Here is a 22,933-nt window from a genome sequence, read left to right as displayed (position 1 = left end):
CATGGATAAGACCAAGCTGACGGCACCGGGACCGGTGCCGCGTCATGTCGCGATCATCATGGACGGCAACAACCGCTGGGCGAAGAAACGGCTGCTGCCTGGCGTTGCCGGGCACAAGGCCGGCGTCGATGCGGTGCGTGCAGTGATCGAAGTGTGTGCCGAAGCCAAAGTCGAGGTGCTGACCCTGTTCGCCTTTTCCAGTGAGAACTGGCAAAGGCCGGCAGACGAGGTCGGCGCCTTGATGGAGCTGTTCTTCTCGGCCCTGCGCCGTGAGGCGCGGCGGCTCAACGAGAATCAGATCTGCCTGCGTATCATCGGCGATCGTTCACGCTTTCACCCCGAATTGCAGGCGGCCATGCGCGAGGCCGAAGCGCTGACCGCTGGCAACAGCCGCTTCATCCTGCAGGTCGCCGCCAACTATGGCGGCCAGTGGGACATCGCCCAGGCCGCCCAACGCCTGGCGCGCGAAGTGCAGGCCGGCCATCTGCAGCCCGAAGACATCACGCCCGGTCTGTTGCAGACCTGTCTGGCCACCGGCGACCAGCCGCTGCCCGATCTGTGCATCCGCACGGGCGGCGAGCATCGCATCAGCAATTTCCTGCTGTGGCAATTGGCCTACGCCGAGCTGTATTTCTCCGACCTGTTCTGGCCGGACTTCAAACACGAGGCCATGCGCAATGCGCTGGCCGATTTCGCCTCGCGCCAGCGCCGCTTCGGGAAGACCAGCGAGCAGGTCGAAGCTGGAGCCCGTGCCTAATGCTCAAACAACGCATCATTACAGCATTGATCATGCTGCCGGTCGCCCTGTGCGGCTTTTTCCTGTTGCAGGGCTCGGCGTTCGCGCTGTTCATCGGCCTGGTGGTGACCGTAGGCGCCTGGGAATGGGCGCGCCTGGCGGGCCTGGTGGCGCAGCCATTGCGTCTGGCCTATGCGGCGGTGGTCGCTGGGGCGCTGATGCTGCTCTACCTCATGCAGGAGCTCGCGCCCTGGGTGCTGGGCGCCTCGGTCATCTGGTGGGGGCTGGCCACCTGGCTGGTGCTGACCTATCCCCGCAGCAGCGAACTGTGGACCAGCGCCGCCTGCCGTTTGCTGATCGGCCTGTTGGTGCTGCTGCCGGCCTGGCAGGGTTTGCTGTTGCTCAAGCACTGGCCGCAAGGCAACGGTTTGATCCTGATGGTCATGCTGCTGGTCTGGTCTGCGGATATCGGTGCGTATTTCTCCGGCAGGGCCTTCGGTAAGCGCAAGCTGGCGCCTCACGTCAGCCCAGGCAAGAGCTGGGAAGGGGTGTACGGCGGTCTCGCCGTGAGCCTTTTGATCACCCTGGGCGTGGCGCTGTACCGCGACTGGAGCCTGGGCAGCCTGCTGCTCGGCCTGCTGGGCGCCGCCGTGGTGGTGATGGCCTCGGTGATCGGCGACCTGACCGAAAGCATGTTCAAGCGCCGCGAAGGCATCAAGGACAGTAGCAACCTGCTGCCTGGCCACGGCGGCGTGCTCGACCGCATCGACAGCCTTACGGCGGCGGTGCCGATGTTCGCCGTGCTGCTGTGGGCCGCCGAATGGGGTGTGATGTGAGTCAAGTGCAGCGGATCAGCGTACTGGGTGCTACCGGTTCGATCGGCCTGAGCACCTTGGACGTCATCGCCCGCCATCCTGAGCAGTACCAAGTGTTCGGTCTCAGCGGCCATACGCGCATCGATGAGTTGCTCGCACTTTGCCTGCGTCATCGTCCTGCCTACGCTGCACTACCGGGCGCCGAGGCGGCAGCGACGCTGCGCGCAGGACTACGGGCGGCGGGCTGCACCACCGAAGTGCTCGAAGGCGAGGAAGGGTTGGCCTATATCGCCAGTGCCGCCGAAGTGGATGCGGTCATGGCGGCCATCGTCGGTGCGGCCGGCCTCAAGCCGACCCTGGCGGCGGTGGAGGCGGGCAAGAAAGTGCTGCTGGCCAACAAAGAGGCGCTGGTCATGTCCGGCGCCCTGTTCATGGACGCGGTGCGTCGCAGCGGGGCCGTCCTGCTGCCGATCGACAGCGAACACAATGCGATCTTCCAATGCCTGCCGGGCGACTATGCGCGCGGTTTGCAAGCGGTCGGGGTGCGGCGGATCCTGCTGACCGCATCGGGCGGGCCGTTCCGCGAAACGCCCCTGGCACAGCTTGCCGACGTCACGCCGGCACAGGCCTGCGCCCACCCCAACTGGTCGATGGGGCGCAAGATTTCGGTCGATTCGGCCAGCATGATGAATAAAGGGCTTGAGCTGATCGAGGCCTGCTGGCTGTTCGATGCGGCGCCGGCCAAGGTCGAAGTGGTCGTGCATCCACAAAGCGTCATCCACTCGTTGGTGGATTATGTGGACGGTTCGGTGCTGGCCCAACTGGGCAACCCGGACATGCGTACGCCCATCGCCAACGCGCTGGCCTGGCCGCAACGCATCGACTCGGGGGTGGCGCCACTGGACCTGTTCGCCATCGCCCGTCTGGATTTTCAGGCCCCTGATGAACAGCGCTTCCCGTGTCTGCGCATCGCCCGCGAAGCGGCCGAGGCCGGGCAGAGCGCACCTGCCGTGCTCAATGCCGCCAATGAAGTGGCGGTGGATGCCTTCCTGGCTGGCCGTATCCGATTCCCGGAAATCGCCAGCTTGATCGAGCGCGTGCTGCAGCAGGAGCCTGTGGTCGCGCTGACGTCGCTCGATGCCGTGTTCGCCGTCGACGAGCGCGCCCGCGCACTGGCGCAGCAATGGCTGACGCGCCATGGTCGTTAACCCCATCGTTTCGCGCTGAACCACTTGCGGAGAAGCCTATGTCTGCGCTTTACATGATTGTCGGCACCTTGGTGGCCTTGGGTGTGCTGGTCACCTTCCATGAGTTCGGCCATTTCTGGGTGGCGCGTCGTTGCGGGGTCAAGGTGCTGCGGTTCTCCGTAGGCTTCGGCACGCCCCTGCTGCGTTGGCACGACCGCCACGGCACCGAATTCGTGGTGGCGGCGATCCCGTTGGGCGGCTATGTGAAGATGCTCGATGAGCGCGAGGGCGACGTCCCGGTGGGGCTCGAGGCGCAGTCGTTCAATCGCAAGCCGGTGCTGCAGCGCATCGCCATCGTCGCTGCCGGGCCGATCGCCAACTTCCTGTTGGCGATCGTGTTCTTCTGGGGCGTGGCCATGCTCGGCAGCCAGCAGGTGCGTCCGGTGATCGGTGCCGTCGAGTCCGGTAGCCTGGCAGCCCAAGCCGGCTTGAAGGCGGGCGAGGAAATCGTCTCCATCGATGGCAAGCCGACCAATGGTTGGTCGGCGGTCAACCTGCAACTGGTGCGACGGCTGGGTGAAAGCGGAACGCTACGCTTGGGCGTGCGCGAAGAGGGCGCGAGTGTCGAGCAGGCGCGCGAGGTGAAGCTCGATCGATGGCTGAAGGGCGCCGATGAGCCGGACCCGATCCAATCGTTGGGCTTGCGTCCGTGGCGGCCGAGCGTGGTGCCGGTGCTTGCCCAGCTCGACCCGAAAGGTCCGGCCGCCGCTGCCGGATTGAAGACCGGCGATCGCCTGGTGGCGCTCGACGGCGTCGCCTTGAGCGACTGGCAACAGGTGGTGGATGCCGTGCGCAGCCGTGCCGAGACCCAGGTTCAGGTACGCGTGGAACGTGATGGCGCATTGTTGGACATACCGGTGGCCCTGGCCAAACGCGGCGAAGGTGCCGCCGCTGGCGGCTACCTTGGGGCAGGCGTGAAAGGCGGTGAGTGGCCGGCCAGCATGCTGCGCGAGGTCCGCTACGGACCGCTCGAAGGCTTGGCCGAAGGGTTGTCGCGGACCTGGAACATGAGCGTCCTGACCCTCGAATCCTTGAAGAAAATGTTGTTCGGGGAGCTCTCGGTAAAAAACTTGAGCGGACCGATAACCATTGCTAAAGTGGCGGGCGCTTCGGCCCAGTCGGGTTTGGGAGATTTCTTGAACTTCCTGGCCTACCTGAGCATTAGCCTGGGGGTTCTGAACCTGCTGCCCATCCCGGTACTGGATGGGGGGCATTTGCTGTTCTACCTGATCGAATGGGTACGTGGTCGCCCGCTGCCGGATCGGGTGCAAGGTTGGGGGATTCAGATCGGTATCAGTTTGGTCATCGGCGTCATGCTGCTCGCCTTGGTCAACGATCTGAGTCGACTTTAACGATCAAGCTCAATTGCAGACCTGCCGCCTCATCGCGGCGGGTCGTTTATTGCCAGTTGGAATAAAGGACTTCATGAAACGTCTGCTGCTAACCACGGTGCTCTCCGCACTGATGATCACTGAAGTTCACGCCGAGTCCTTCACTATCTCCGATATCCGTGTCAACGGCCTGCAGCGGGTGTCCGCCGGCAGCGTGTTCGGCGCGCTGCCGCTCAACGTCGGGGATCAGGCTGACGACCGGCGTCTGGTCGACTCCACCCGCTCGCTGTTCAAAACGGGCTTCTTCCAGGACATCCAGCTCGATCGCGACGGCAACGTCCTGGTCATCAACGTGGTCGAGCGTCCGTCGGTGTCGAGCATCGAGATCGAAGGCAACAAGGCCATCAGCACCGAAGACCTGATGAAGGGCCTCAAGCAGTCGGGCCTGGCCGAAGGCGAGATCTTCCAGCGCGCCACCCTCGAGGGCGTGCGTAACGAGCTGCAGCGCCAGTACGTCGCCCAAGGCCGGTATTCGGCCGAGGTGGACGCCGAAGTGGTGCCCGAGCCGCGCAACCGCGTCGGCCTGAAGATCAAGATCAACGAAGGCACGGTCGCGGCCATCCAGCACATCAACGTCGTGGGCAACACCGTGTTCGACGACGACGAGCTGAGCAGCCTGTTCGAACTCAAGACGTCCAACTGGCTGTCGTTCTTCAAGAACGACGACAAGTACGCCCGCGAAAAACTCTCCGGCGACCTCGAGCGTCTGCGCTCGTACTACCTGGACCGCGGCTACATCAACATGGACATCGCCTCCACCCAGGTGTCCATCACGCCAGACAAGAAACACGTGTACATCACCGTCAACATCAACGAAGGCGAGAAGTACACCGTTCGTGACGTGAAACTGTCCGGCGACTTGAAAGTGCCTGAAGACCAGGTCAAGTCGCTGCTGCTGGTCCAGCCCGGCCAGGTGTTCTCGCGCAAGGTCATGACCAGCACCTCCGAGCTGATCACCCGCCGCCTGGGTAACGAAGGCTATACCTTCGCCAACGTCAACGGCGTGCCGCAGGCACACGACGAAGACCACACCGTTGACGTCATGTTCGTCGTCGATCCGGGCAAGCGCGCCTACGTCAACCGCATCAACTACCGCGGCAACACCAAGACCGAAGACGAAGTGCTGCGCCGTGAAATGCGCCAGATGGAAGGCGGCTGGGCTTCGACCTACCTGATCGACCAGTCCAAGACCCGTCTCGAGCGCCTGGGCTTCTTCAAGGACGTCAACGTCGAAACCCCGCCGGTGCCGGGCACCGACGACCAGGTCGACGTCAACTACGCGGTCGAAGAGCAAGCCTCCGGTTCGATCACCGCCAGCGTGGGCTTCGCCCAGAGCGCCGGCCTGATCCTGGGCGGCGCCATCAGCCAGACCAACTTCCTCGGTACCGGTAACAAGGTGTCGGTCGGTCTGACCCGCTCGGAATACCAGACCCGCTACAACTTCGGCTTCGTCGACCCCTACTTCACGCCCGATGGCGTGAGCCTGGGCTACAACGCGTTCTACCGCAGCACCGACTACGACGACCTCGACGTCGACGTGGCCAGCTATGCGGTAGACAGCCTGGGCGCCGGTGTCAGCCTGGGCTACCCGATCAGCGAAACCTCGCGTCTGACCTACGGCCTGACCGTGCAGCGGGACGAGATCAAGACCGGCCGCTACACGGTCGACGAGATCTTCGACTTCCTCGACAAAGAGGGTGAGGACTTCCTCAACTTCAAGGGGTCGGTGGGCTGGTCCGAGTCGACCCTCAACAAGGGCGTGCTGGCCACCCGCGGTCACTCGCAAAGCCTGACCCTGGAAACCACGCTTCCTGGCAGCGACCTGTCGTTCTACAAGATCGACTACCGTGGCCAGCTGTTCAAGCCGCTGACGCCTGACTACACCCTGCGCCTGCATACCGAATTGGGCTACGGTGACGGCTTCGGCGGTACTTCGGGGCTGCCGTTCTATGAAAACTACTATGCCGGTGGTTTCAACTCCGTGCGTGGTTTCAAGGACAGCACGCTGGGGCCGCGTAGTACGCCGAGTAACGGTAAAAAGCCCGGTACTATCGCCGACCCTGATCAAGATCCACTGCCCTTCGGTGGCAACATCTTGGTGCAAGGTGGCGTAGAGCTGCTGTTCCCACTGCCCTTCGTCAAAGACCAACGTTCCCTGCGTACCTCCGTATTCTGGGATGTGGGTAACGTGTTCGACAGCAACTGTGACGACAAGCCCGCCACGGCTACCCGCAAGAAGGTCGAGTGCTCCAAACTCGGCTTCTCCGACATGGCCAGCTCCGTCGGCCTTGGCGTAACCTGGGTCACCGCGCTCGGCCCGCTGAGCTTCAGCCTGGCGATGCCGATCAAGAAGCCCGACGATGCCGACACCCAAGTGTTCCAATTCTCTCTGGGCCAGACCTTCTAAGGTCGGCCCTTGCTCAACGACAACGGTTTATTCAGGAGTGCATCGTGCGTAAGTTGACCCAACTGGCCTTCGTGGCCGCGGCGCTGGTCGCCACCCCCGCTTTCGCCGACATGAAAGTGGCCGTTCTGAACTACCAAATGGCGCTGCTCGAATCCGACGCCGCAAAAGCCTATGCCGTTGATGCCGAGAAGAAGTTCGGCCCGCAACTGACCAAGCTCAAAGGCCTGGAAACCAGCGCCAAGAGCATTCAGGACCGCCTGATCAAAGGCGGCGACAAAATGGCCCAGCCCGAGCGCGAGCGCCTGGAACTCGAGTTCAAGCAAAAAGCTCGCGACTTCCAGTTCCAGTCCAAGGAACTGAACGAAGCCAAGGCCACCACCGATCGCGAGATGCTCAAGAAGCTCAAGCCCAAGCTCGACGGCGCCGTGGAAGAAGTCATCAAGAAGGGTGGTTTCGATCTGGTGCTGGAGCGCGGTGCGGTCATCGATGTCAAACCGCAGTACGACATCACCCGCCAAGTCATCGAGCGCATGAACCAAGCGCGTTGATATGACCCAGATCCTCACGCTCGGCCAGCTGGCCGAAGCGCTCGGAGCCACCTTGAAGGGCTCCGCAGCGCTGCCGATCACCGGGCTTGCCACCTTGCAGGAGGCAGGCCCGCAACAGTTGAGCTTCCTGGCCAACCCGCAGTACCGCAAATACCTGGAAACCACCCAGGCCGGCGCGGTGTTGCTCAAGGCGGCGGAGGCCGAAACCTTCGCTGGCAATGCGTTGGTGGTCGCCGACCCGTATCTGGCCTATGCACGCATCTCGCATTTCTTCGACCCCAAACCCAAGGCTGTGGCGGGTATTCATCCCAGCGCCGTGGTGGCCGACGATGCGCAGGTCGATTCCAGCGCCAGCGTCGGTGCGTTCGCCGTCATCGAAAGTGGTGCGCGCATCGAAGCAGGCGTAAGCATCGGCGCGCACTGTTTCATCGGCGCGCGGTGCACGATCGGCGAAGGTGGCTGGCTGGCGCCGCGGGTCACGCTCTACCACGACGTCACCATCGGCAAGCGTGTGGTCATTCAGTCGGGCGCGGTGATCGGCGGCGAAGGCTTCGGCTTCGCCAACGAGAAAGGCGTGTGGCGCAAGATCGCCCAGATCGGCGGCGTGACCCTGGGCGACGACGTGGAGATCGGCGTGAACACGGCCGTGGACCGTGGTGCCTTGTCCGATACGCGTATCGACGATGGCGCCAAGCTCGACAACCAGATCCAGATCGCCCACAACGTGCACATCGGCGCACACACGGCCATGGCGGCCTGCGTGGGTATTTCGGGCAGTACGCGCATCGGCAAGCACTGCACCATCGCGGGCGGTGTGGGTATGGTCGGGCACATCGATGTGTGTGACAACGTCTTCGTCTCCGGCATGACCATGGTGACCCGTTCGATCACCGAGCCGGGCGGTTATTCTTCCGGTACGGCAATGCAACCCCTGGCCGACTGGCGCAAGAGCGCCGCGCGGATCCGTCAGCTCGACGACATGGCCAAGCGCCTGCAGCAGCTGGAAAAACGTGTCGATACCGTGACCCCGGAGAGTCAGCCGGCATCAGATGGCTGACGGCAATTTCCTGGCAAGCGTGATGCGTCGCTAGCTGGCTCCTCCTTGGATGGCAAAAAGGAGCGTGTGGTCAGCGCCTACGCTCCCTATTCTTATTACAGGCTTCCCCCCGAAATGATGGACATCAACGAGATTCGCGAATACCTGCCTCACCGTTACCCGTTCCTGCTGGTGGACCGGGTCACGGAGCTGGACTACGAGGCCCAGAGCATTCGTGCCTACAAGAATGTCAGCATCAACGAGCCGTTCTTCAATGGCCATTTCCCGGCGCATCCGATCATGCCGGGCGTGCTGATCATCGAGGCCATGGCCCAGGCCGCCGGGATTCTCGGATTCAAGATGCTCGATGCCAAGCCGGCCGACGGCACGCTGTACTACTTCGTCGGCTCCGACAAGCTGCGCTTCCGTCAGCCCGTACTGCCAGGCGACCAATTGGTGCTGGAAGCCACCTTCCACAGCCGCAAGAGCATGATCTGGAAGTTCAACTGCCGCGCGCTGGTCGACGGCAAGACTGTCTGCTCGGCGGAAATCACCTGCGCGGAACGCTCCCTGTGAATTCGATTGATCCACGGGCCATCATCGATCCGTCGGCCAGGTTGGCCGACGGCGTCGAGGTAGGCCCGTGGTCGATCGTGGGCCCCGATGTCGAAATCGGGGAGGGGACCGTGATCGGTCCGCATGTGGTGCTCAAAGGTCCGACCCGCATCGGCAAGCACAACCGCATCTACCAGTTCTCCTCCATCGGTGAGGACACGCCCGACCTCAAGTACCGGGGCGAGCCCACGCGCTTGGTGATCGGCGACCACAACGTCATCCGCGAAGGGGTGACCATTCACCGTGGGACCATTCAAGACCGCGCGGAAACCACCGTCGGCGACCACAACCTGATCATGGCCTATGCCCACATCGGCCACGACAGCGTGATCGGCAGCCATTGCATCCTGGTCAACAACACGGCGCTGGCCGGCCATGTGCACGTGGGCGATTGGGCCATCCTGTCGGGCTTCACCCTGGTGCACCAGTATTGCCATATCGGCGCCCACGCGTTTTCCGGCATGGGCACGGCGATCGGCAAGGACGTCCCGGCGTTCGTCACCGTGTTCGGCAGCCCGGCCGAAGCGCGCAGCATGAACTTCGAAGGCATGCGCCGCCGGGGGTTCAGCGACGAGGTGATCCACTCGCTGCGCCGCGCGTACAAGACCGTCTACCGTCAGGGTCTGACCGTCGACAACGCGGTGGCCGAGCTGGCGGAACTCGCCGCCAGGCACCCTGAGGTCGAGCTGTTCCGCCAGTCGATCGTGAACTCCGCGCGCGGCATCACGCGCTGATATGGCTCGCCTCTGCATCGCACTGGTGGCCGGCGAGGCCAGCGGTGACATCCTGGGTTCCGGCCTGATGCGCGCCCTCAAGGCCCGCCACCCGGACGTGCGCTTCATCGGCGTCGGCGGCCCCTTGATGGAAGCCGAGGGCATGCAGTCCTACTTCCCCATGGAGCGCCTGGCGGTCATGGGCCTGGTCGAAGTGCTCGGCCGCCTGCGCGAGCTGCTCAAGCGACGCAAGGATCTGATCGAAACCCTGCTCGGCGAACGGCCCGACGTGTTCATCGGCATCGACGCGCCGGACTTCACCCTCAACATCGAACTCAAGCTGCGTCAGGCCGGGATCAAGACCGTCCACTATGTCAGCCCGTCGGTCTGGGCCTGGCGGCAGAAGCGGGTGCTGAAGATTCGCCAGGGCTGCGACCTGATGCTGACCCTGCTGCCGTTCGAGGCACGTTTCTACGAAGAGCAGGGCGTGCCGGTACGCTTCGTTGGCCATCCGCTGGCCGACACCATCCCGCTGCAGGCCGATCGCGATGCCGCGCGCCTGGCGCTTGGTCTCGGCCACGGTCCGGTGGTGGCGCTGATGCCCGGCAGTCGCGGCGGCGAAGTGGGACGCTTGGGTGCGTTGTTCCTCGAGACTGCCGAACGCCTGCGCGAGCAACTTCCAGGCGTACGTTTCGTGCTGCCCTGCGCCAACGCTACCCGCCGCGCGCAGATCGAGCAGATGCTCGGAGGCCGCGACCTGCCGTTGACCCTGCTCGACGGCCAATCGCACCAGGCTTTGGCCGCTTGCGATGCGGTGTTGATCGCCTCGGGCACCGCCACCCTCGAAGCGTTGTTGTACAAGCGGCCCATGGTCGTGGCCTATCGTCTGGCGCCGTTGACCTATTGGATTCTCAAACGCATGGTCAAGAGCCCCTACGTTTCGCTGCCCAACCTTCTGGCCCAGCGTCTGTTGGTGCCTGAGCTGTTGCAGGACGCGGCGACCAGCGAAGCGCTCGCCGCGACCCTGGCCCCCCTGGTGCAGGACGGCTCGGCGCAGACCGAGCCTTTCGATCGGATCCACCGTACCCTGCGCCGCGACGCTTCGAACCAGGCCGCCGACGCGGTGCTGGCTTTGCTGGAGACGCACTGATGCAGATGGGTCTGGATTTCAGCCTGGTCGAAGACCTGGTGGCCGGTGTCGACGAAGTGGGCCGTGGGCCGCTGTGTGGCGACGTGGTCACCGCGGCGGTGATCCTTGATCCGTTGCGGCCGATCCTCGGCCTGAACGATTCGAAGAAGCTCACCCATGCCAAGCGCGAGGCGCTGTTCGACGAGATCCGTGAAAAGGCCCTGAGCTTCTGCATCGCCCGGGCCAAGGTCGATGAAATCGACCGGCTCAACATCCTGCACGCCACCCTGCTGGCCATGAAGCGGGCGGTCGAAGGCCTGCACATCACGCCGAAACTGGCGCTGATCGACGGCAACCGCTGCCCGGTGCTGACGGTGCCTGCCGCGCCGGTGATCCAGGGTGATGCCAAGGTGCCGGCCATCGCCGCCGCCTCGATCCTCGCCAAGGTCACCCGCGACCGCGAAATGAGCGTGTTCGAAGGGCTGTACCCGGGCTACGGCATCGGCGCACACAAGGGCTATCCCACGCCGGTGCACCTCGAGGCCCTGGCCCGCCTGGGGCCGACGCCGATCCACCGACGCTCCTTCGCGCCCGTGCGCCTGGCCTACGAACGGCGCGAAACGCGCTTGAGCACGCTGCTCTAGCCGGCCCTTGCCCATCACCGTGCCAGCATCGCCCCGTACGACACGCTCGTCTCCCGGAACGGCGCCCGCTTGACCATTACGGTACAATCGCGCCCCTCGTTTCACACTGCCACAGGATCATCAATGCCGGTCTCCTTCGTTCATCTGCGCGTGCATTCCGAATTCTCCCTGGTCGACGGTCTGGTGCGGGTCAAACCGCTGGCCAAGGCCTTGGGTGCGATGGACATGCCGGCAGTGGCGATCACCGACCAGAGCAACATGTGCTCGCTGGTGAAGTTCTACAAAGCGGCCATGGGCGCGGGGATCAAGCCGATCTGCGGCGTCGACCTGTGGCTGGCGGGCAACGAGCCGGATGCGCCGCTGTCGCGCATCTGCCTACTGGCGATGGACCCGCAGGGCTACCGCAACCTCACCGAGCTGCTCTCGCGCGGTTGGGTGGAAGGGCAGCGCAATGGTCTGGTGATCATCCAGCGCGACTGGATCGCGCCTGCCAGCGAAGGCCTCATCGCTTTGTCGGCGGCGCGCGAGGGCGACATCGGCATGGCCTTGCTGGCCGGCCGCGAGCAGGAAGCGCAGGCCTTGCTGCAAGACTGGATGCGGATGTTCCCCGAGCGCTTCTACGTGGAGCTGCAGCGCACCGGCCGTCCGGGCGACGAGGAATACGTACACGCGGCGGTGGCGCTGGCCGACCGCCTGGGCGCACCCCTGGTGGCGACCAACGACGTACGCTTTCTCAAGCAATCGGACTTCGATGCCCACGAAACTCGCGTCTGCATCGGCGAAGGCTGGACCCTCGACGACCCGCGGCGCCCCCGGCTGTACAGCGATCAGCAGTATCTGAAAAGCGCCGAGGAGATGGCCGAGCTGTTCAGCGACCTGCCCGACGCCCTGGCCAACACCGTGGAGATCGCCAAGCGCTGCAACATCCACGTGCAGCTGGGCAAGGCCTTCCTGCCGGACTTCCCGACCCCCAACGGCATGGGCATCGACGACTACCTGCGCCATGTGTCCTACGAAGGGCTGGAAGAGCGTCTGGCGGTGTTGTGGCCCAAGCAGACCACGCCCAACTACGAAGAGAAGCGCCAGGTCTACCTCGACCGGCTGAAGTTCGAGCTGGACATCATCATCCAGATGGGCTTCCCCGGTTACTTCCTGATCGTCATGGACTTCATCAAGTGGGCCAAGAACAACGGCGTACCGGTCGGCCCTGGCCGGGGTTCGGGCGCCGGCTCGCTGGTCGCCTACGTGCTGAAGATCACCGACCTCGACCCGCTGGCCTACGACTTGCTGTTCGAGCGCTTCCTCAACCCCGAACGGGTGTCGATGCCCGACTTCGACGTCGACTTCTGCATGGACGGGCGCGACCGGGTCATCGAATACGTGGCCGACGCCTACGGGCGCAACGCGGTCAGCCAGATCATCACCTTCGGCACCATGGCGGCCAAGGCCGTGGTCCGCGACGTGGCACGGGTGCAGGGCAAGTCCTACGGCCTGGCCGACCGCCTGTCGAAGATGATTCCCTTCGAAGTCGGCATGACCCTGGCCAAGGCCCACGAGCAGGAAGAGATCCTGCGCGACTTCCTCAAGGCCGACGAGGAAGCCCGGGAGATCTGGGACATGGCCCTCAAGCTCGAAGGTGTGTGCCGCGGTACCGGCAAGCACGCCGGTGGCGTGGTCATCGCGCCGACCAAGCTCACCGATTTCTCGCCGGTGGCCTGCGACGAAGAAGGCGGCGGTCTGGTCACCCAGTTCGACAAGGACGACGTCGAGGCCGCCGGCCTGGTCAAGTTCGACTTCCTCGGCCTGCGCACCCTGACCATCATCAAGTGGGCGATGGAGACCATCAACCGCGAGCAGGCCAAGGTCGGCCAGCCCGACCTGAACATCGACTTCATCCCGCTGGACGACCGCAAGACCTACGAGCTGCTGCAAAAGGCCGAAACCACGGCGGTGTTCCAGCTCGAATCGCGCGGCATGAAAGAGCTGATCAAAAAGCTCAAGCCCGACTGCCTGGAAGACCTCATCGCACTGGTGGCGCTGTTCCGTCCTGGCCCGCTGCAATCGGGCATGGTCGACGACTTCATCAACCGCAAGCACGGCCGCGCCGAGCTGGCCTATCCGCACCCCGACTACCAGTACGACGGCTTGCAGCCGGTCCTGGCCCCGACCTACGGCATCATCCTGTACCAGGAACAGGTGATGCAGATCGCCCAGGTCATGGCCGGCTACACCCTCGGCGAGGCCGACATGCTGCGCCGGGCCATGGGCAAGAAGAAGCCCGAGGAAATGGCCAAGCAGCGCGGCGGCTTCGTCGACGGCTGTGCGAAGAACGACATCGACGCCAACCTGGCGGGCAACATCTTCGACCTGGTGGAAAAGTTCGCCGGTTACGGCTTCAACAAATCCCACTCCGCCGCCTATGGCCTGGTGTCGTACCAGACCGCCTGGCTCAAGACCCACCACCCCGCGCCGTTCATGGCCGCGGTGCTCTCGGCGGACATGCACAACACCGACAAGGTGGTGGTGCTGATCGAGGAAGTGCGCAGCATGAAGCTGCGCCTCGACGCGCCTGACGTGAACAGCTCGGACTTCAAGTTCACGGTCAACGACGATGGCCGCATCGTCTATGGCCTGGGCGCGATCAAGGGCGTGGGCGAGGGACCGGTTGAGGCCATCGTCGAAGCCCGCGCCAGTGGCGGCCCGTTCAAGGACCTGTTCGATTTCTGCGAGCGGGTCGACCTCAAACGCATCAACAAGCGCACCCTCGACGCCTTGATCCGCAGCGGTGCCCTGGACCGCCTCGGGCCGCATTTCCACGATGAGATCAAGGCGTACCACGCCAGCATCGACAGCAACCGCGCGGTATTGCTGTCGGCCCTCGAAGAGGCGATCAAGTCGGCCGAGCAGATCGCCCGCACCGAAGAAAGCGGCCATGTCGACCTGTTCGGCGGGCTGTTCGTCGAGCAGGACGCCGATGTCTACGCCAACCACCGCAAGGTGCGCGAACTGACCCTCAAGGAGCGGCTGCGCGGCGAGAAGGACACGCTCGGCCTGTACCTGACCGGCCACCCGATCGACGAGTACGAAAGCGAGATCCGCCGTTTCGCCCGCCAGCGCATCATCGACTTGAAGCCCTCGCGCGAAGTGCAGACCGTGGCCGGGATGATCATCGCCCTGCGCGTGATGAAGAACAAGAAAGGCGACAAGATGGGCTTCGTCACCCTCGACGACCGCTCCGGGCGTATCGAAGCCTCGCTGTTCGCCGACGCCTTCATGGCCGCCCAGGCGCTGTTGCAGACCGACGCCATGGTGGTGATCGAAGGGGAGGTGAGCAACGACGACTTCTCCGGCGGGCTGCGTCTGCGCGTCAAGCAGGTGATGACCATGGAGGATGCGCGCACGCGCCTGGCCGAGAGCCTGCGCCTGAAGCTCAGCCATGAGACGCTCAAGGGCGACCGCCTCACCTGGCTGGGCGAGCTGATCACCCGCCACCGTGGCGGGTGCCCCATCACGCTGGAGTACACCGGCAGTGATGCCAAGGCGATGTTGCAGTTCGGCGAGCAGTGGCGGATCGACCCGGCGGACGGGCTGATCCAGACCCTGCGTGACCAGTTCGGACGTGAGAACGTCTTTTTGCAATATCGTTGAACCGACCTACTTTAAACTCGACCTCAACGCGCCTGATCCCGTAAGGTATGGCGCCAAACGGATCAACCGGCCGGCCGCCTGGCCGTAGACCCAAGACGGATGCTTATGAACCCGAATTTCCTTGATTTCGAACAGCCGATTGCCGACCTGCAAGCCAAGATCGAAGGCCTGCGCCTGGTTGGCAACGACAATTCGCTGAACATCAGCGATGAAATTGCCCGTCTGGAAGACAAGAGCAACAGCCTCACCGAAAGCATCTTCGGCAATCTGACCAGCTGGCAGATCGCGCGCCTGGCACGCCATCCGCGTCGTCCCTACACCCTCGACTACCTGCAGCACATCTTCACCGAGTTCGAAGAACTGCACGGCGACCGCCACTTCTCCGACGACGCCGCCATCGTCGGTGGCACCGCGCGCCTCAACGGCAAGCCGGTCATGGTCATCGGCCACCAGAAGGGCCGTGAAGTGCGCGAGAAGGTCCGCCGCAACTTCGGCATGCCGCGCCCCGAGGGCTACCGCAAGGCCTGCCGCCTCATGGAGATGGCCGAACGCTTCAAGATGCCGATCCTCACCTTCATCGACACCCCGGGCGCGTACCCTGGCATCGACGCCGAAGAGCGCAACCAGAGCGAAGCGATCGCCTGGAACCTGCGGGTCATGGCGCGCCTGAAAACGCCGATCATCGCCACCGTCATCGGTGAGGGCGGTTCGGGCGGCGCGCTGGCCATCGGCGTGTGCGACCAATTGAACATGCTGCAGTACTCCACCTATTCGGTGATTTCGCCGGAAGGTTGCGCTTCGATCCTGTGGAAGACCGCGGAAAAGGCTGCCGATGCCGCCGAAGCCATGGGCATCACCGCCGAGCGCCTGAAGAGCCTGAACATCGTCGACAAGGTCATCGGCGAGCCACTGGGCGGTGCCCATCGCGACCCGGTGAAAATGGCCGAAAGCGTGCGCGAAAGCCTGGTCGAGCAACTCGACCACCTGTCCACGTTCGACAACGATGCACTGCTTGCGCGCCGTTACGAGCGCCTGATGAGCTACGGTCTGTAAGACCCCTCGCCGGAGCGTGGCGCCTGAGTGCGCCATGCCCCGCAAGCAGGCTGCATGCCCGAGCTCACCCCCTTCCTTCGCCCCTGGCTGAACGCCCCCCGCTGGTACGTCGCCTTTTCTGGCGGTCTCGATTCCACCGTTCTGTTGCACGCACTGCATGCCTACGGGCAGCGCCATGCTGCGCCGCCACTGTGCGCGGTGCATGTGCACCATGGCCTGCAAGCGGCGGCCGATACCTGGCCCGGCCACTGCCAGCGGGTGTGCGAGCGGTTGTGCGTCGAACTGCGGGTCATCCGGGTTCATGTCGAAGCGGGCGCCAGCCTCGAGCAGGCGGCGCGCACCGCCCGTTACGCGGCATTCGCCGACGAGCTGGAGGAGGGCGCGGTGCTGTTCACCGGCCAGCACCGCGATGATCAGGCCGAAACCCTGCTCTTGCGTCTGCTCAGAGGCGCCGGTGTACGCGGCCTGACCGCCATGCCGGCGGCACGCAGGTTGGGTCGCGGGCACTTGGTGCGGCCTTTGCTCGACTGTTCCCGTGAGCAGTTGCGCGACCATGCCGAGCGCGCGGGCCTGGCGTGGATCGAAGACCCTTCCAATGACGATGTGCGTTTTGCGCGAAATTATCTGCGTGGCGAGGTGCTGCCTGTGCTGCGCCAGCGTTGGCCACAGGTCGGGCAGAGCCTGGCGCGCAGCGCCGCGCATCTGGGGGAGGCCCAGGACCTGCTCGACGAGCTGGCGCGGGACGATTTGCAGACGGCATCGGCAGGGCAGGCCTTCGCCTGGTCAGGTGTTGACTCACTCGGCCTGCAAGCGCTCAAGGACCTGTCGCCCGCCAGGCAGCGCAATGCGTTGCAGTACTGGCTCGCGCCGCGCACGCGCCTCCCCGATACACGGCACTGGGCAGGCTGGGAGGCGCTGCGCGATGCGGCCGTCGACGCGCAGCCGGTCTGGCGTCTCACCGACGGGCACCTGCTGCGCAGCCAAGGCCGCGTGTGGTGGTTGCACGGCAGCTGGTTGCGGCTCCCGTCAGGCGGAGTGACCTGGACGGACCCCGAAGTGGCGCTGGCATTACCGGACAACGGCCGGCTGCGACTGCTCGGTGCGCCGCTGGGTGGCGCGTTGCGCGTCGAATACCGGCGCGGCGGGGAAATGCTCGAAGTGCCCGGACGCGGCCGGCGCGACCTCAAGCGCCTGCTCAACGAGCACCAGGTGCCGACCTTCATCCGCCAACGCCTGCCGCTGGTCTGGCAGGGCGACCGGCTGCTGGCGGTGGCCAACCTGCCCGAGCTTGCGGGGACCGCCGTGCAAGCCCATTGGACGCCACCGGACAGCGCGCAGGATTTGAGCTGATCTGGACATTCCGGTAGACTACCCTCCCTTCTTGATACAACTTCTGCGCTTTGTTCGAAAACGCAGCGGTTGCCGATTACCAAGCAGTTTTTTGCTGGGCTGAATTTCTGAAAATGACAAGCGAGCTCCATGCCGGGACTACCCCGGTCTGTACAGACGCGGCAGTTTTTCGAGATGCACTGTGATTGACGCGGGTGATCGGGGGCTTCGGCCTTCCTTCGCTTTCTCCGGCGGCGCTGGCCGCTTTAACGCAGACTTCTAGGGTTTTTCATGACGCGCTACATATTCGTCACGGGCGGTGTTGTTTCTTCATTGGGGAAAGGCATTGCCTCGGCTTCCCTGGCGGCCATCCTGGAAGCGCGGGGCCTGAAGGTCACCATGCTCAAGCTGGACCCGTACATCAACGTCGACCCGGGCACCATGAGCCCGTTCCAGCATGGCGAAGTGTTCGTCACCCAAGACGGTGCCGAGACCGACCTCGATCTGGGCCACTACGAGCGGTTCATCCGCACCACCATGACCCAGAACAACAACTTCACCACCGGCCGTGTCTACGAGCACGTGCTGCGCAAAGAGCGCCGCGGTGACTATCTGGGCGCGACCATCCAGGTCATTCCGCACATCACCGACGAGATCAAGCGTCGCATCATCAAGGGTGCCGGCGATGCCGACGTGGCCCTGGTGGAAATCGGCGGCACGGTCGGCGACATCGAGTCGCAGCCGTTCCTCGAAGCCATCCGCCAGCTGCGCGTCGAAGTCGGCTCCAAACGCGCCATGCTGATGCACCTGACGCTGGTCCCGTACATCGCCACCGCCGGCGAAACCAAGACCAAGCCTACCCAGCATTCGGTCAAGGAACTGCGCTCCATCGGCCTGCAGCCCGACGTGCTGATCTGCCGCTCCGACCACCCGGTCGACGCTTCGTCGCGACGCAAGATCGCCCTGTTCACCAACGTCGAAGAGCGTGCGGTGATCTCCCTGGAAGACGTCGACACCATCTACAAGATCCCAGGCGTGCTGCACGCCCAGGGCCTGGACGACTTCGTCACCGAGCGCTTCGGCCTGCAATGCGACAGCGCCGACCTGTCCGAATGGGACCAGGTGGTCGACGCCAAGCTCAACCCCGAGCATGAAGTCACCATCGCCATGGTCGGCAAGTACATGGAACTGCTCGATGCCTACAAGTCGCTGATCGAAGCGATGAGCCACGCCGGCATCCAGAACCGCACCAAGGTCAACCTGCGCTACATCGATTCCGAGGACATCGAGAACCAGGGCACCAGCCTGCTCGAAGGCGCCGACGCCATCCTGGTGCCGGGCGGCTTCGGTCTGCGCGGTGTGGAAGGCAAGATCCAGGCGGTGCAGTTCGCGCGCGAAAACAAGGTCCCGTACCTGGGCATCTGCCTGGGCATGCAAGTGGCGGTGATCGAATTCGCCCGTAACGTGATGGGCTGGACCGACGCCAACTCCACCGAGTTCGACCGCAACAGCGTACACCCGGTCGTCGGCCTGATCACCGAGTGGTCGGACAACACCGGTGCCGTGGAAACCCGTACCGAAGCTTCCGACCTGGGCGGCACCATGCGCCTGGGCGCGCAGGAATGCCAGCTGGTCGGCAACTCCAAGGTGCACGACTGCTACGGCCAGGACGTGATCGTCGAGCGCCACCGCCACCGTTACGAAGTCAACAACGTGCTGCTGCCCCAGATGATCGATGCCGGCTTGCAGGTCTCCGGTCGCTCGGGCGACGGCGCGCTGGTGGAAGTGGTCGAGTCCAAGGACCACCCTTGGTTCGTCGCCTGCCAGTTCCACCCGGAGTTCACCTCCACCCCGCGTGACGGTCACCCGCTGTTCAGCGGCTTCGTCAAGGCGGCTCTGGCACAGAAGCAAAAGGCCTGAATGGCCCATACGTCGTCCGTCCACCGTTCTGACGGTGGAAGGGCGACGTTTCCTACGCCGCCGTTGCTCGATGGCCCAGGTAGCTGAAAAGTTTTCTGACGGTAGAAGCCGCATGATGCCGGTTTCTCCGGTAAAGTACCGCCCGTTCGCCCGTTGACCGCAAAGTCAGCGGGCAGCGGGCGTCAGGCCTGCCGTCCCATCCCTGCCTGGCCCGCAGCCGAATTTCCCTAGTTGCGTCGTTTTCGTCAATTCTGGAGTGCTTACAACAATGGCAAATATCGTCGACATCAAAGGTCGTGAAGTTCTCGATTCTCGTGGCAACCCCACCGTGGAAGCCGACGTACTGCTCGACAACGGCATCATCGGCAGCGCTTGCGCGCCGTCCGGTGCTTCCACCGGCTCGCGCGAAGCGCTCGAGCTGCGTGATGGCGACAAGAGCCGTTACCTGGGCAAGGGCGTGCTGAAGGCCGTCGCCAACATCAACGGCCCGATCCGCGACCTGCTGCTGGGCAAGGACCCCTCGGATCAGAAAGCGCTGGACCGCGCCATGATCGAACTGGACGGCACCGAGAACAAGGCCAAGCTGGGCGCCAACGCCATCCTGGCGGTGTCTCTGGCCGCTGCCAAGGCTGCCGCCCAGGACCAGGACCTGCCGCTGTACGCGCACATCGCCAACCTCAATGGCACCCCAGGCCAGTACTCCATGCCCGTGCCGATGATGAACATCATCAATGGCGGCGAGCATGCCGACAACAACGTCGACATCCAAGAGTTCATGGTCCAGCCGGTCGGCGCCAAGACCTTCTCCGATGGCCTGCGCATGGGCACCGAGATCTTCCACCACCTCAAAGCCGTGCTCAAGGCCCGTGGCCTGAACACCGCCGTCGGTGACGAAGGCGGCTTCGCGCCCAACCTGGCTTCCAACGAAGACGCCCTGGGCGCCATTGCCGAAGCCGTGGAAAAGGCGGGCTACAAGCTGGGCACCGACGTGACCCTGGCCCTGGACTGCGCCGCTTCCGAGTTCTACGAAGACGGCAAGTACAATTTGTCCGGCGAAGGCAAGTCGTTCGACGCCGAAGGCTTCGCCGACTACCTCAAGGGCCTGACCGAACGCTTCCCGATCATCTCCATCGAAGACGGTCTGGACGAGTCCGACTGGGCAGGCTGGAAGATCCTCACCGACAAGATCGGCGAGAAGGTCCAACTGGTCGGCGACGACCTGTTCGTGACCAACACCAAGATCCTCAAGGAAGGCATCGACAAGGGCATCGGTAACTCGATCCTGATCAAGTTCAACCAGATCGGCTCGTTGACCGAAACCCTCGAAGCCATCCAGATGGCCAAGCAAGCCGGCTACACCGCAGTGATCTCGCACCGCTCCGGTGAAACCGAAGACTCCACCATCGCCGACCTGGCCGTCGGTACCGCAGCGGGCCAGATCAAGACCGGCTCGCTGTGCCGTTCCGATCGCGTCTCCAAGTACAACCAACTGCTGCGCATCGAAGAGCAACTGGGTGCCAAGGCCGTCTACAAGGGTCGCGACGAGTTTCGCGGCTGATCGAGAGATGGTAAAAAGGCAGCACCTGGAACTGCCCGAGCGGTGTCGTTGAACCGCTCAGGCATTCCCAAGGTCTCTGTCGACGGAGCCTGGCCTCGGCCAGGCTTCGTGCTATGTGGGCCACGCGTCTGCTGCCCTTCACACCCCTGGATATCCTGATGCGCAGTCCTTATTGGTTGTTCCTCGTTCTGCTCCTGCTGCTGGCCGGCCTGCAGTACCGCCTGTGGGTGGGCAACGGCAGCCTGGCGCAAGTGGCCGAGCTCAAACAGCAAATCGACGACCAGCATGTCGAGAACGAGCGCTTGCTGGAGCGCAACCGCGTGCTCTACGCCGAAGTGCTGGAGTTGAAGAAAGGTATGGAAACCGTCGAGGAGCGGGCCAGGCACGAGCTGGGCATGGTCAAGGAAGGCGAGACCCTTTACCAGCTGCCACAGAAATGAGTATGCCTTTGCCCATGTTCTGGGCCGTGCTACCCGCGGCCGGGGTCGGCGCGCGCATGGCGGCCGACCGGCCCAAGCAATACCTGCCATTGGGCGGCAAGACCCTCATCGAACATGCGCTGAACTGTTTTCTCGACCACCCTCGGTTCAAGGGGGCGGTGGTCAGCCTGGCCGAGGACGATCCGTACTGGCCAGGTTTGCGTTGCGCCAGCGATCCGCGCATACAGCGGGCGCCCGGGGGGCGTGAGCGCGCCGATTCGGTGCTCAACGCCTTGCTGCACCTGCATGCGCAAGGGGCGTCGGATGACGACTGGGTGCTGGTGCACGATGCGGCCCGGCCCAACCTGGCCAGGGCTGACCTGGACAAGCTGTTGGGCGAACTGGCCGGCGACCCGGTCGGCGGTCTGCTGGCGGTGCCCGCCAAAGACACCCTCAAGCGCGTCGGCGCCGATGGTCGGGTCGCGGCGACGGTCGACCGCAGCACCATCTGGTTGGCCTACACCCCACAGATGTTTCGTCTGGGCGCCTTGCACCGTGCGCTTGCCGAATGCCAGGTGGCCGAGGTTGCGGTCACCGACGAAGCGTCCGCCATGGAGTGGTCCGGTCAGGCGCCGCGCCTGATCGAAGGGCGCGGCGACAATATCAAGGTCACCCGTCCCGAAGACCTCGAATGGCTACGCCAACGCTGGGCCAACCGCGGCTGAACCGGGGTCTGCTCAGGCCTGGCAATACTCCGGCCGCTTGGCCAGTCCTTCCTTGAGATAGTCCACCAGCCGCCGCACTTTGGGCGACAGGTGGCGCTGCTGCGGATACAGCGCCCACACTGCGGTGTTGGGTGGCTGGTGGGCGTCGAGCAGCGACACCAGCGCGCCGCTGCGCAAATGCTCGAGCACGTAGTAGTCCGGCAACTGACCCAGGCCCATGCCTTGCAGCGCCGCGTCCAGCACCGCCTGGCCGCTGTTGCAGCGCCAATTACCTTGCACCCGCTGACTCAACTCACGGCCGTCCTGTTGCAGGCTCCAGATGTCGGAACTGCCGACCAGGCAGTTGTGCCGCGCCAGCTCCGAAAGGCTGTGCGGCCTGCCATAGCGCTCGAGGTAGGCAGGGGATGCGCAAACGTACATACGTCGCGGCGCCAGGCGGCTGGCCACCAACCGCGAGTCCTGCAAGCGGCCCAGGCGGATCGCCAGGTCCATGCCCTCCTGCAGCAGGTCGAGGTTACTGTTGCTCAGCTCCACTTCCAGCCGCAGTTGCGGGTAGAGCGCCATGAACCGGGTCACCAGCGGCACGATGAAGCGCTCGCCATAGGCCACGGCGCAGGTCATGCGCAACAGCCCCTTGGGCTCGCTGGACAAATCGCCCATGGCGCGCAGCGCTTCTTCGCGGCCGTCCTGCAGGCGCCGGCAGTGGTGCAGAAAGGTCTGCCCGGCTTCGCTCAAGGTCACCCGACGTGTGCTGCGATACAGCAGGCGCGTCTGCAAACGCTCTTCCAGGCGTGCGATCTGCCGGCTGATATGCGACGAAGAAACGCCCAGGCGCTCGGCCGCCGCGGTGAACTGGCCATGCTCGGCCACCGCAACGAATTCATCGATGCCTTCCCAACGACTGCCCATGATTGTCCCCGTATGGCAATAATGTTTTGACTGCGGCGGGATTATTCATCAAAAGCCGGTTAATTACACTGCGACTTGGATCGACCCTTTC

General features: G+C 64.1%; 19 protein-coding genes. 18 read left to right on the top strand and 1 reads right to left on the bottom strand.

Features of this window, described 5'->3' with window-relative positions:
• Nucleotide 1 precedes the first annotated feature (1 nt).
• From uppS to ispD, 18 genes are all read left to right on the top strand, one after another.
• Nucleotides 2-757 carry a polyprenyl diphosphate synthase gene (gene uppS / locus AA0Z93_RS02990; protein ID WP_413046459.1) on the top strand — a complete coding sequence of 252 codons (756 nt, stop codon included), beginning with the start codon at nt 2-4 and terminating at the stop codon, nt 755-757.
• The gene (locus AA0Z93_RS02985) at nt 757-1,572 is read left to right on the top strand and encodes a phosphatidate cytidylyltransferase (protein ID WP_413046460.1); all 816 of its coding nucleotides are present in this window, start codon (nt 757-759) and stop codon (nt 1,570-1,572) included. The genes uppS and AA0Z93_RS02985 overlap by 1 nt, the downstream gene beginning before the upstream one ends.
• Nucleotides 1,569-2,759 (top strand): 1-deoxy-D-xylulose-5-phosphate reductoisomerase, encoded by a 1,191-nt coding sequence (gene ispC, locus AA0Z93_RS02980; protein WP_413046461.1) that lies wholly within the window; start codon nt 1,569-1,571, stop codon nt 2,757-2,759. Before AA0Z93_RS02985 ends, ispC begins: the two co-directional genes overlap by 4 nt.
• 38 nt (nt 2,760-2,797) lie before the next feature.
• Nucleotides 2,798-4,150, top strand: a complete 1,353-nt coding sequence (gene rseP, locus AA0Z93_RS02975) for an RIP metalloprotease RseP (protein ID WP_413046462.1) — start codon at nt 2,798-2,800, stop codon at nt 4,148-4,150.
• A gap of 73 nt (nt 4,151-4,223) precedes the next feature.
• Nucleotides 4,224-6,596: an outer membrane protein assembly factor BamA gene (bamA, locus tag AA0Z93_RS02970; RefSeq protein ID WP_413046463.1), complete on the top strand. Its 2,373-nt coding sequence runs from the start codon at nt 4,224-4,226 to the stop codon at nt 6,594-6,596.
• 44 nt (nt 6,597-6,640) lie between these two features.
• Nucleotides 6,641-7,144, top strand: a complete 504-nt coding sequence (locus tag AA0Z93_RS02965; protein ID WP_413046464.1) for an OmpH family outer membrane protein — start codon at nt 6,641-6,643, stop codon at nt 7,142-7,144.
• A 1-nt stretch (nt 7,145) separates the two neighbouring features.
• Nucleotides 7,146-8,201 carry a UDP-3-O-(3-hydroxymyristoyl)glucosamine N-acyltransferase gene (lpxD, locus tag AA0Z93_RS02960; RefSeq protein WP_413046465.1) on the top strand — a complete coding sequence of 352 codons (1,056 nt, stop codon included), beginning with the start codon at nt 7,146-7,148 and terminating at the stop codon, nt 8,199-8,201.
• Nucleotides 8,202-8,315: 114 nt separating this feature from the next.
• Nucleotides 8,316-8,756: a 3-hydroxyacyl-ACP dehydratase FabZ gene (gene fabZ, locus AA0Z93_RS02955; protein ID WP_296264916.1), complete on the top strand. Its 441-nt coding sequence runs from the start codon at nt 8,316-8,318 to the stop codon at nt 8,754-8,756.
• Nucleotides 8,753-9,529 carry an acyl-ACP--UDP-N-acetylglucosamine O-acyltransferase gene (gene lpxA, locus AA0Z93_RS02950; protein WP_413046466.1) on the top strand — a complete coding sequence of 259 codons (777 nt, stop codon included), beginning with the start codon at nt 8,753-8,755 and terminating at the stop codon, nt 9,527-9,529. Before fabZ ends, lpxA begins: the two co-directional genes overlap by 4 nt.
• Before the next feature lies 1 nt (nt 9,530).
• Nucleotides 9,531-10,658: a lipid-A-disaccharide synthase gene (gene lpxB / locus AA0Z93_RS02945; protein WP_413046467.1), complete on the top strand. Its 1,128-nt coding sequence runs from the start codon at nt 9,531-9,533 to the stop codon at nt 10,656-10,658.
• A complete protein-coding gene (rnhB, locus tag AA0Z93_RS02940; protein ID WP_413046468.1) occupies nt 10,658-11,281 on the top strand; it encodes a ribonuclease HII in 624 nt (207 codons plus the stop codon). Before lpxB ends, rnhB begins: the two co-directional genes overlap by 1 nt.
• Before the next feature lie 123 nt (nt 11,282-11,404).
• A complete protein-coding gene (dnaE, locus tag AA0Z93_RS02935; RefSeq protein WP_413046469.1) occupies nt 11,405-14,929 on the top strand; it encodes a DNA polymerase III subunit alpha in 3,525 nt (1,174 codons plus the stop codon).
• A 105-nt stretch (nt 14,930-15,034) separates the two neighbouring features.
• Nucleotides 15,035-15,982, top strand: coding sequence for an acetyl-CoA carboxylase carboxyltransferase subunit alpha (locus AA0Z93_RS02930; RefSeq protein WP_413046470.1), 948 nt, complete (start codon nt 15,035-15,037; stop codon nt 15,980-15,982).
• A gap of 54 nt (nt 15,983-16,036) precedes the next feature.
• The gene (gene tilS, locus AA0Z93_RS02925) at nt 16,037-17,332 is read left to right on the top strand and encodes a tRNA lysidine(34) synthetase TilS (protein ID WP_413046471.1); all 1,296 of its coding nucleotides are present in this window, start codon (nt 16,037-16,039) and stop codon (nt 17,330-17,332) included.
• Nucleotides 17,333-17,602: 270 nt separating this feature from the next.
• Nucleotides 17,603-19,231: a CTP synthase gene (locus AA0Z93_RS02920; RefSeq protein ID WP_413046472.1), complete on the top strand. Its 1,629-nt coding sequence runs from the start codon at nt 17,603-17,605 to the stop codon at nt 19,229-19,231.
• 268 nt (nt 19,232-19,499) lie between these two features.
• Entirely contained in the window at nt 19,500-20,789 is a 1,290-nt protein-coding gene (eno, locus tag AA0Z93_RS02915) for a phosphopyruvate hydratase (protein ID WP_413046473.1), read from the top strand.
• 158 nt (nt 20,790-20,947) lie between these two features.
• Entirely contained in the window at nt 20,948-21,229 is a 282-nt protein-coding gene (ftsB, locus tag AA0Z93_RS02910; protein WP_413046474.1) for a cell division protein FtsB, read from the top strand.
• On the top strand, nt 21,226-21,933 hold the full coding sequence (ispD, locus tag AA0Z93_RS02905; RefSeq protein ID WP_413046475.1) for a 2-C-methyl-D-erythritol 4-phosphate cytidylyltransferase: 708 nt from the start codon (nt 21,226-21,228) through the stop codon (nt 21,931-21,933). Before ftsB ends, ispD begins: the two co-directional genes overlap by 4 nt.
• A 12-nt stretch (nt 21,934-21,945) precedes the next feature.
• Here ispD and AA0Z93_RS02900 read toward each other — a convergent pair whose 3' ends face one another.
• Nucleotides 21,946-22,842, bottom strand: coding sequence for a LysR substrate-binding domain-containing protein (locus AA0Z93_RS02900; RefSeq protein ID WP_413046476.1), 897 nt, complete (start codon nt 22,840-22,842; stop codon nt 21,946-21,948).
• Nucleotides 22,843-22,933: the final 91 nt, after the last annotated feature.

This window comes from Pseudomonas phoenicis, assembly GCF_047302395.1.
GTDB lineage: Bacteria > Pseudomonadota > Gammaproteobacteria > Pseudomonadales > Pseudomonadaceae > Aquipseudomonas.
The sequence above is the reverse complement of the archived record's forward strand: the minus strand, read 5'-3'. Positions and strand labels throughout refer to the sequence as shown.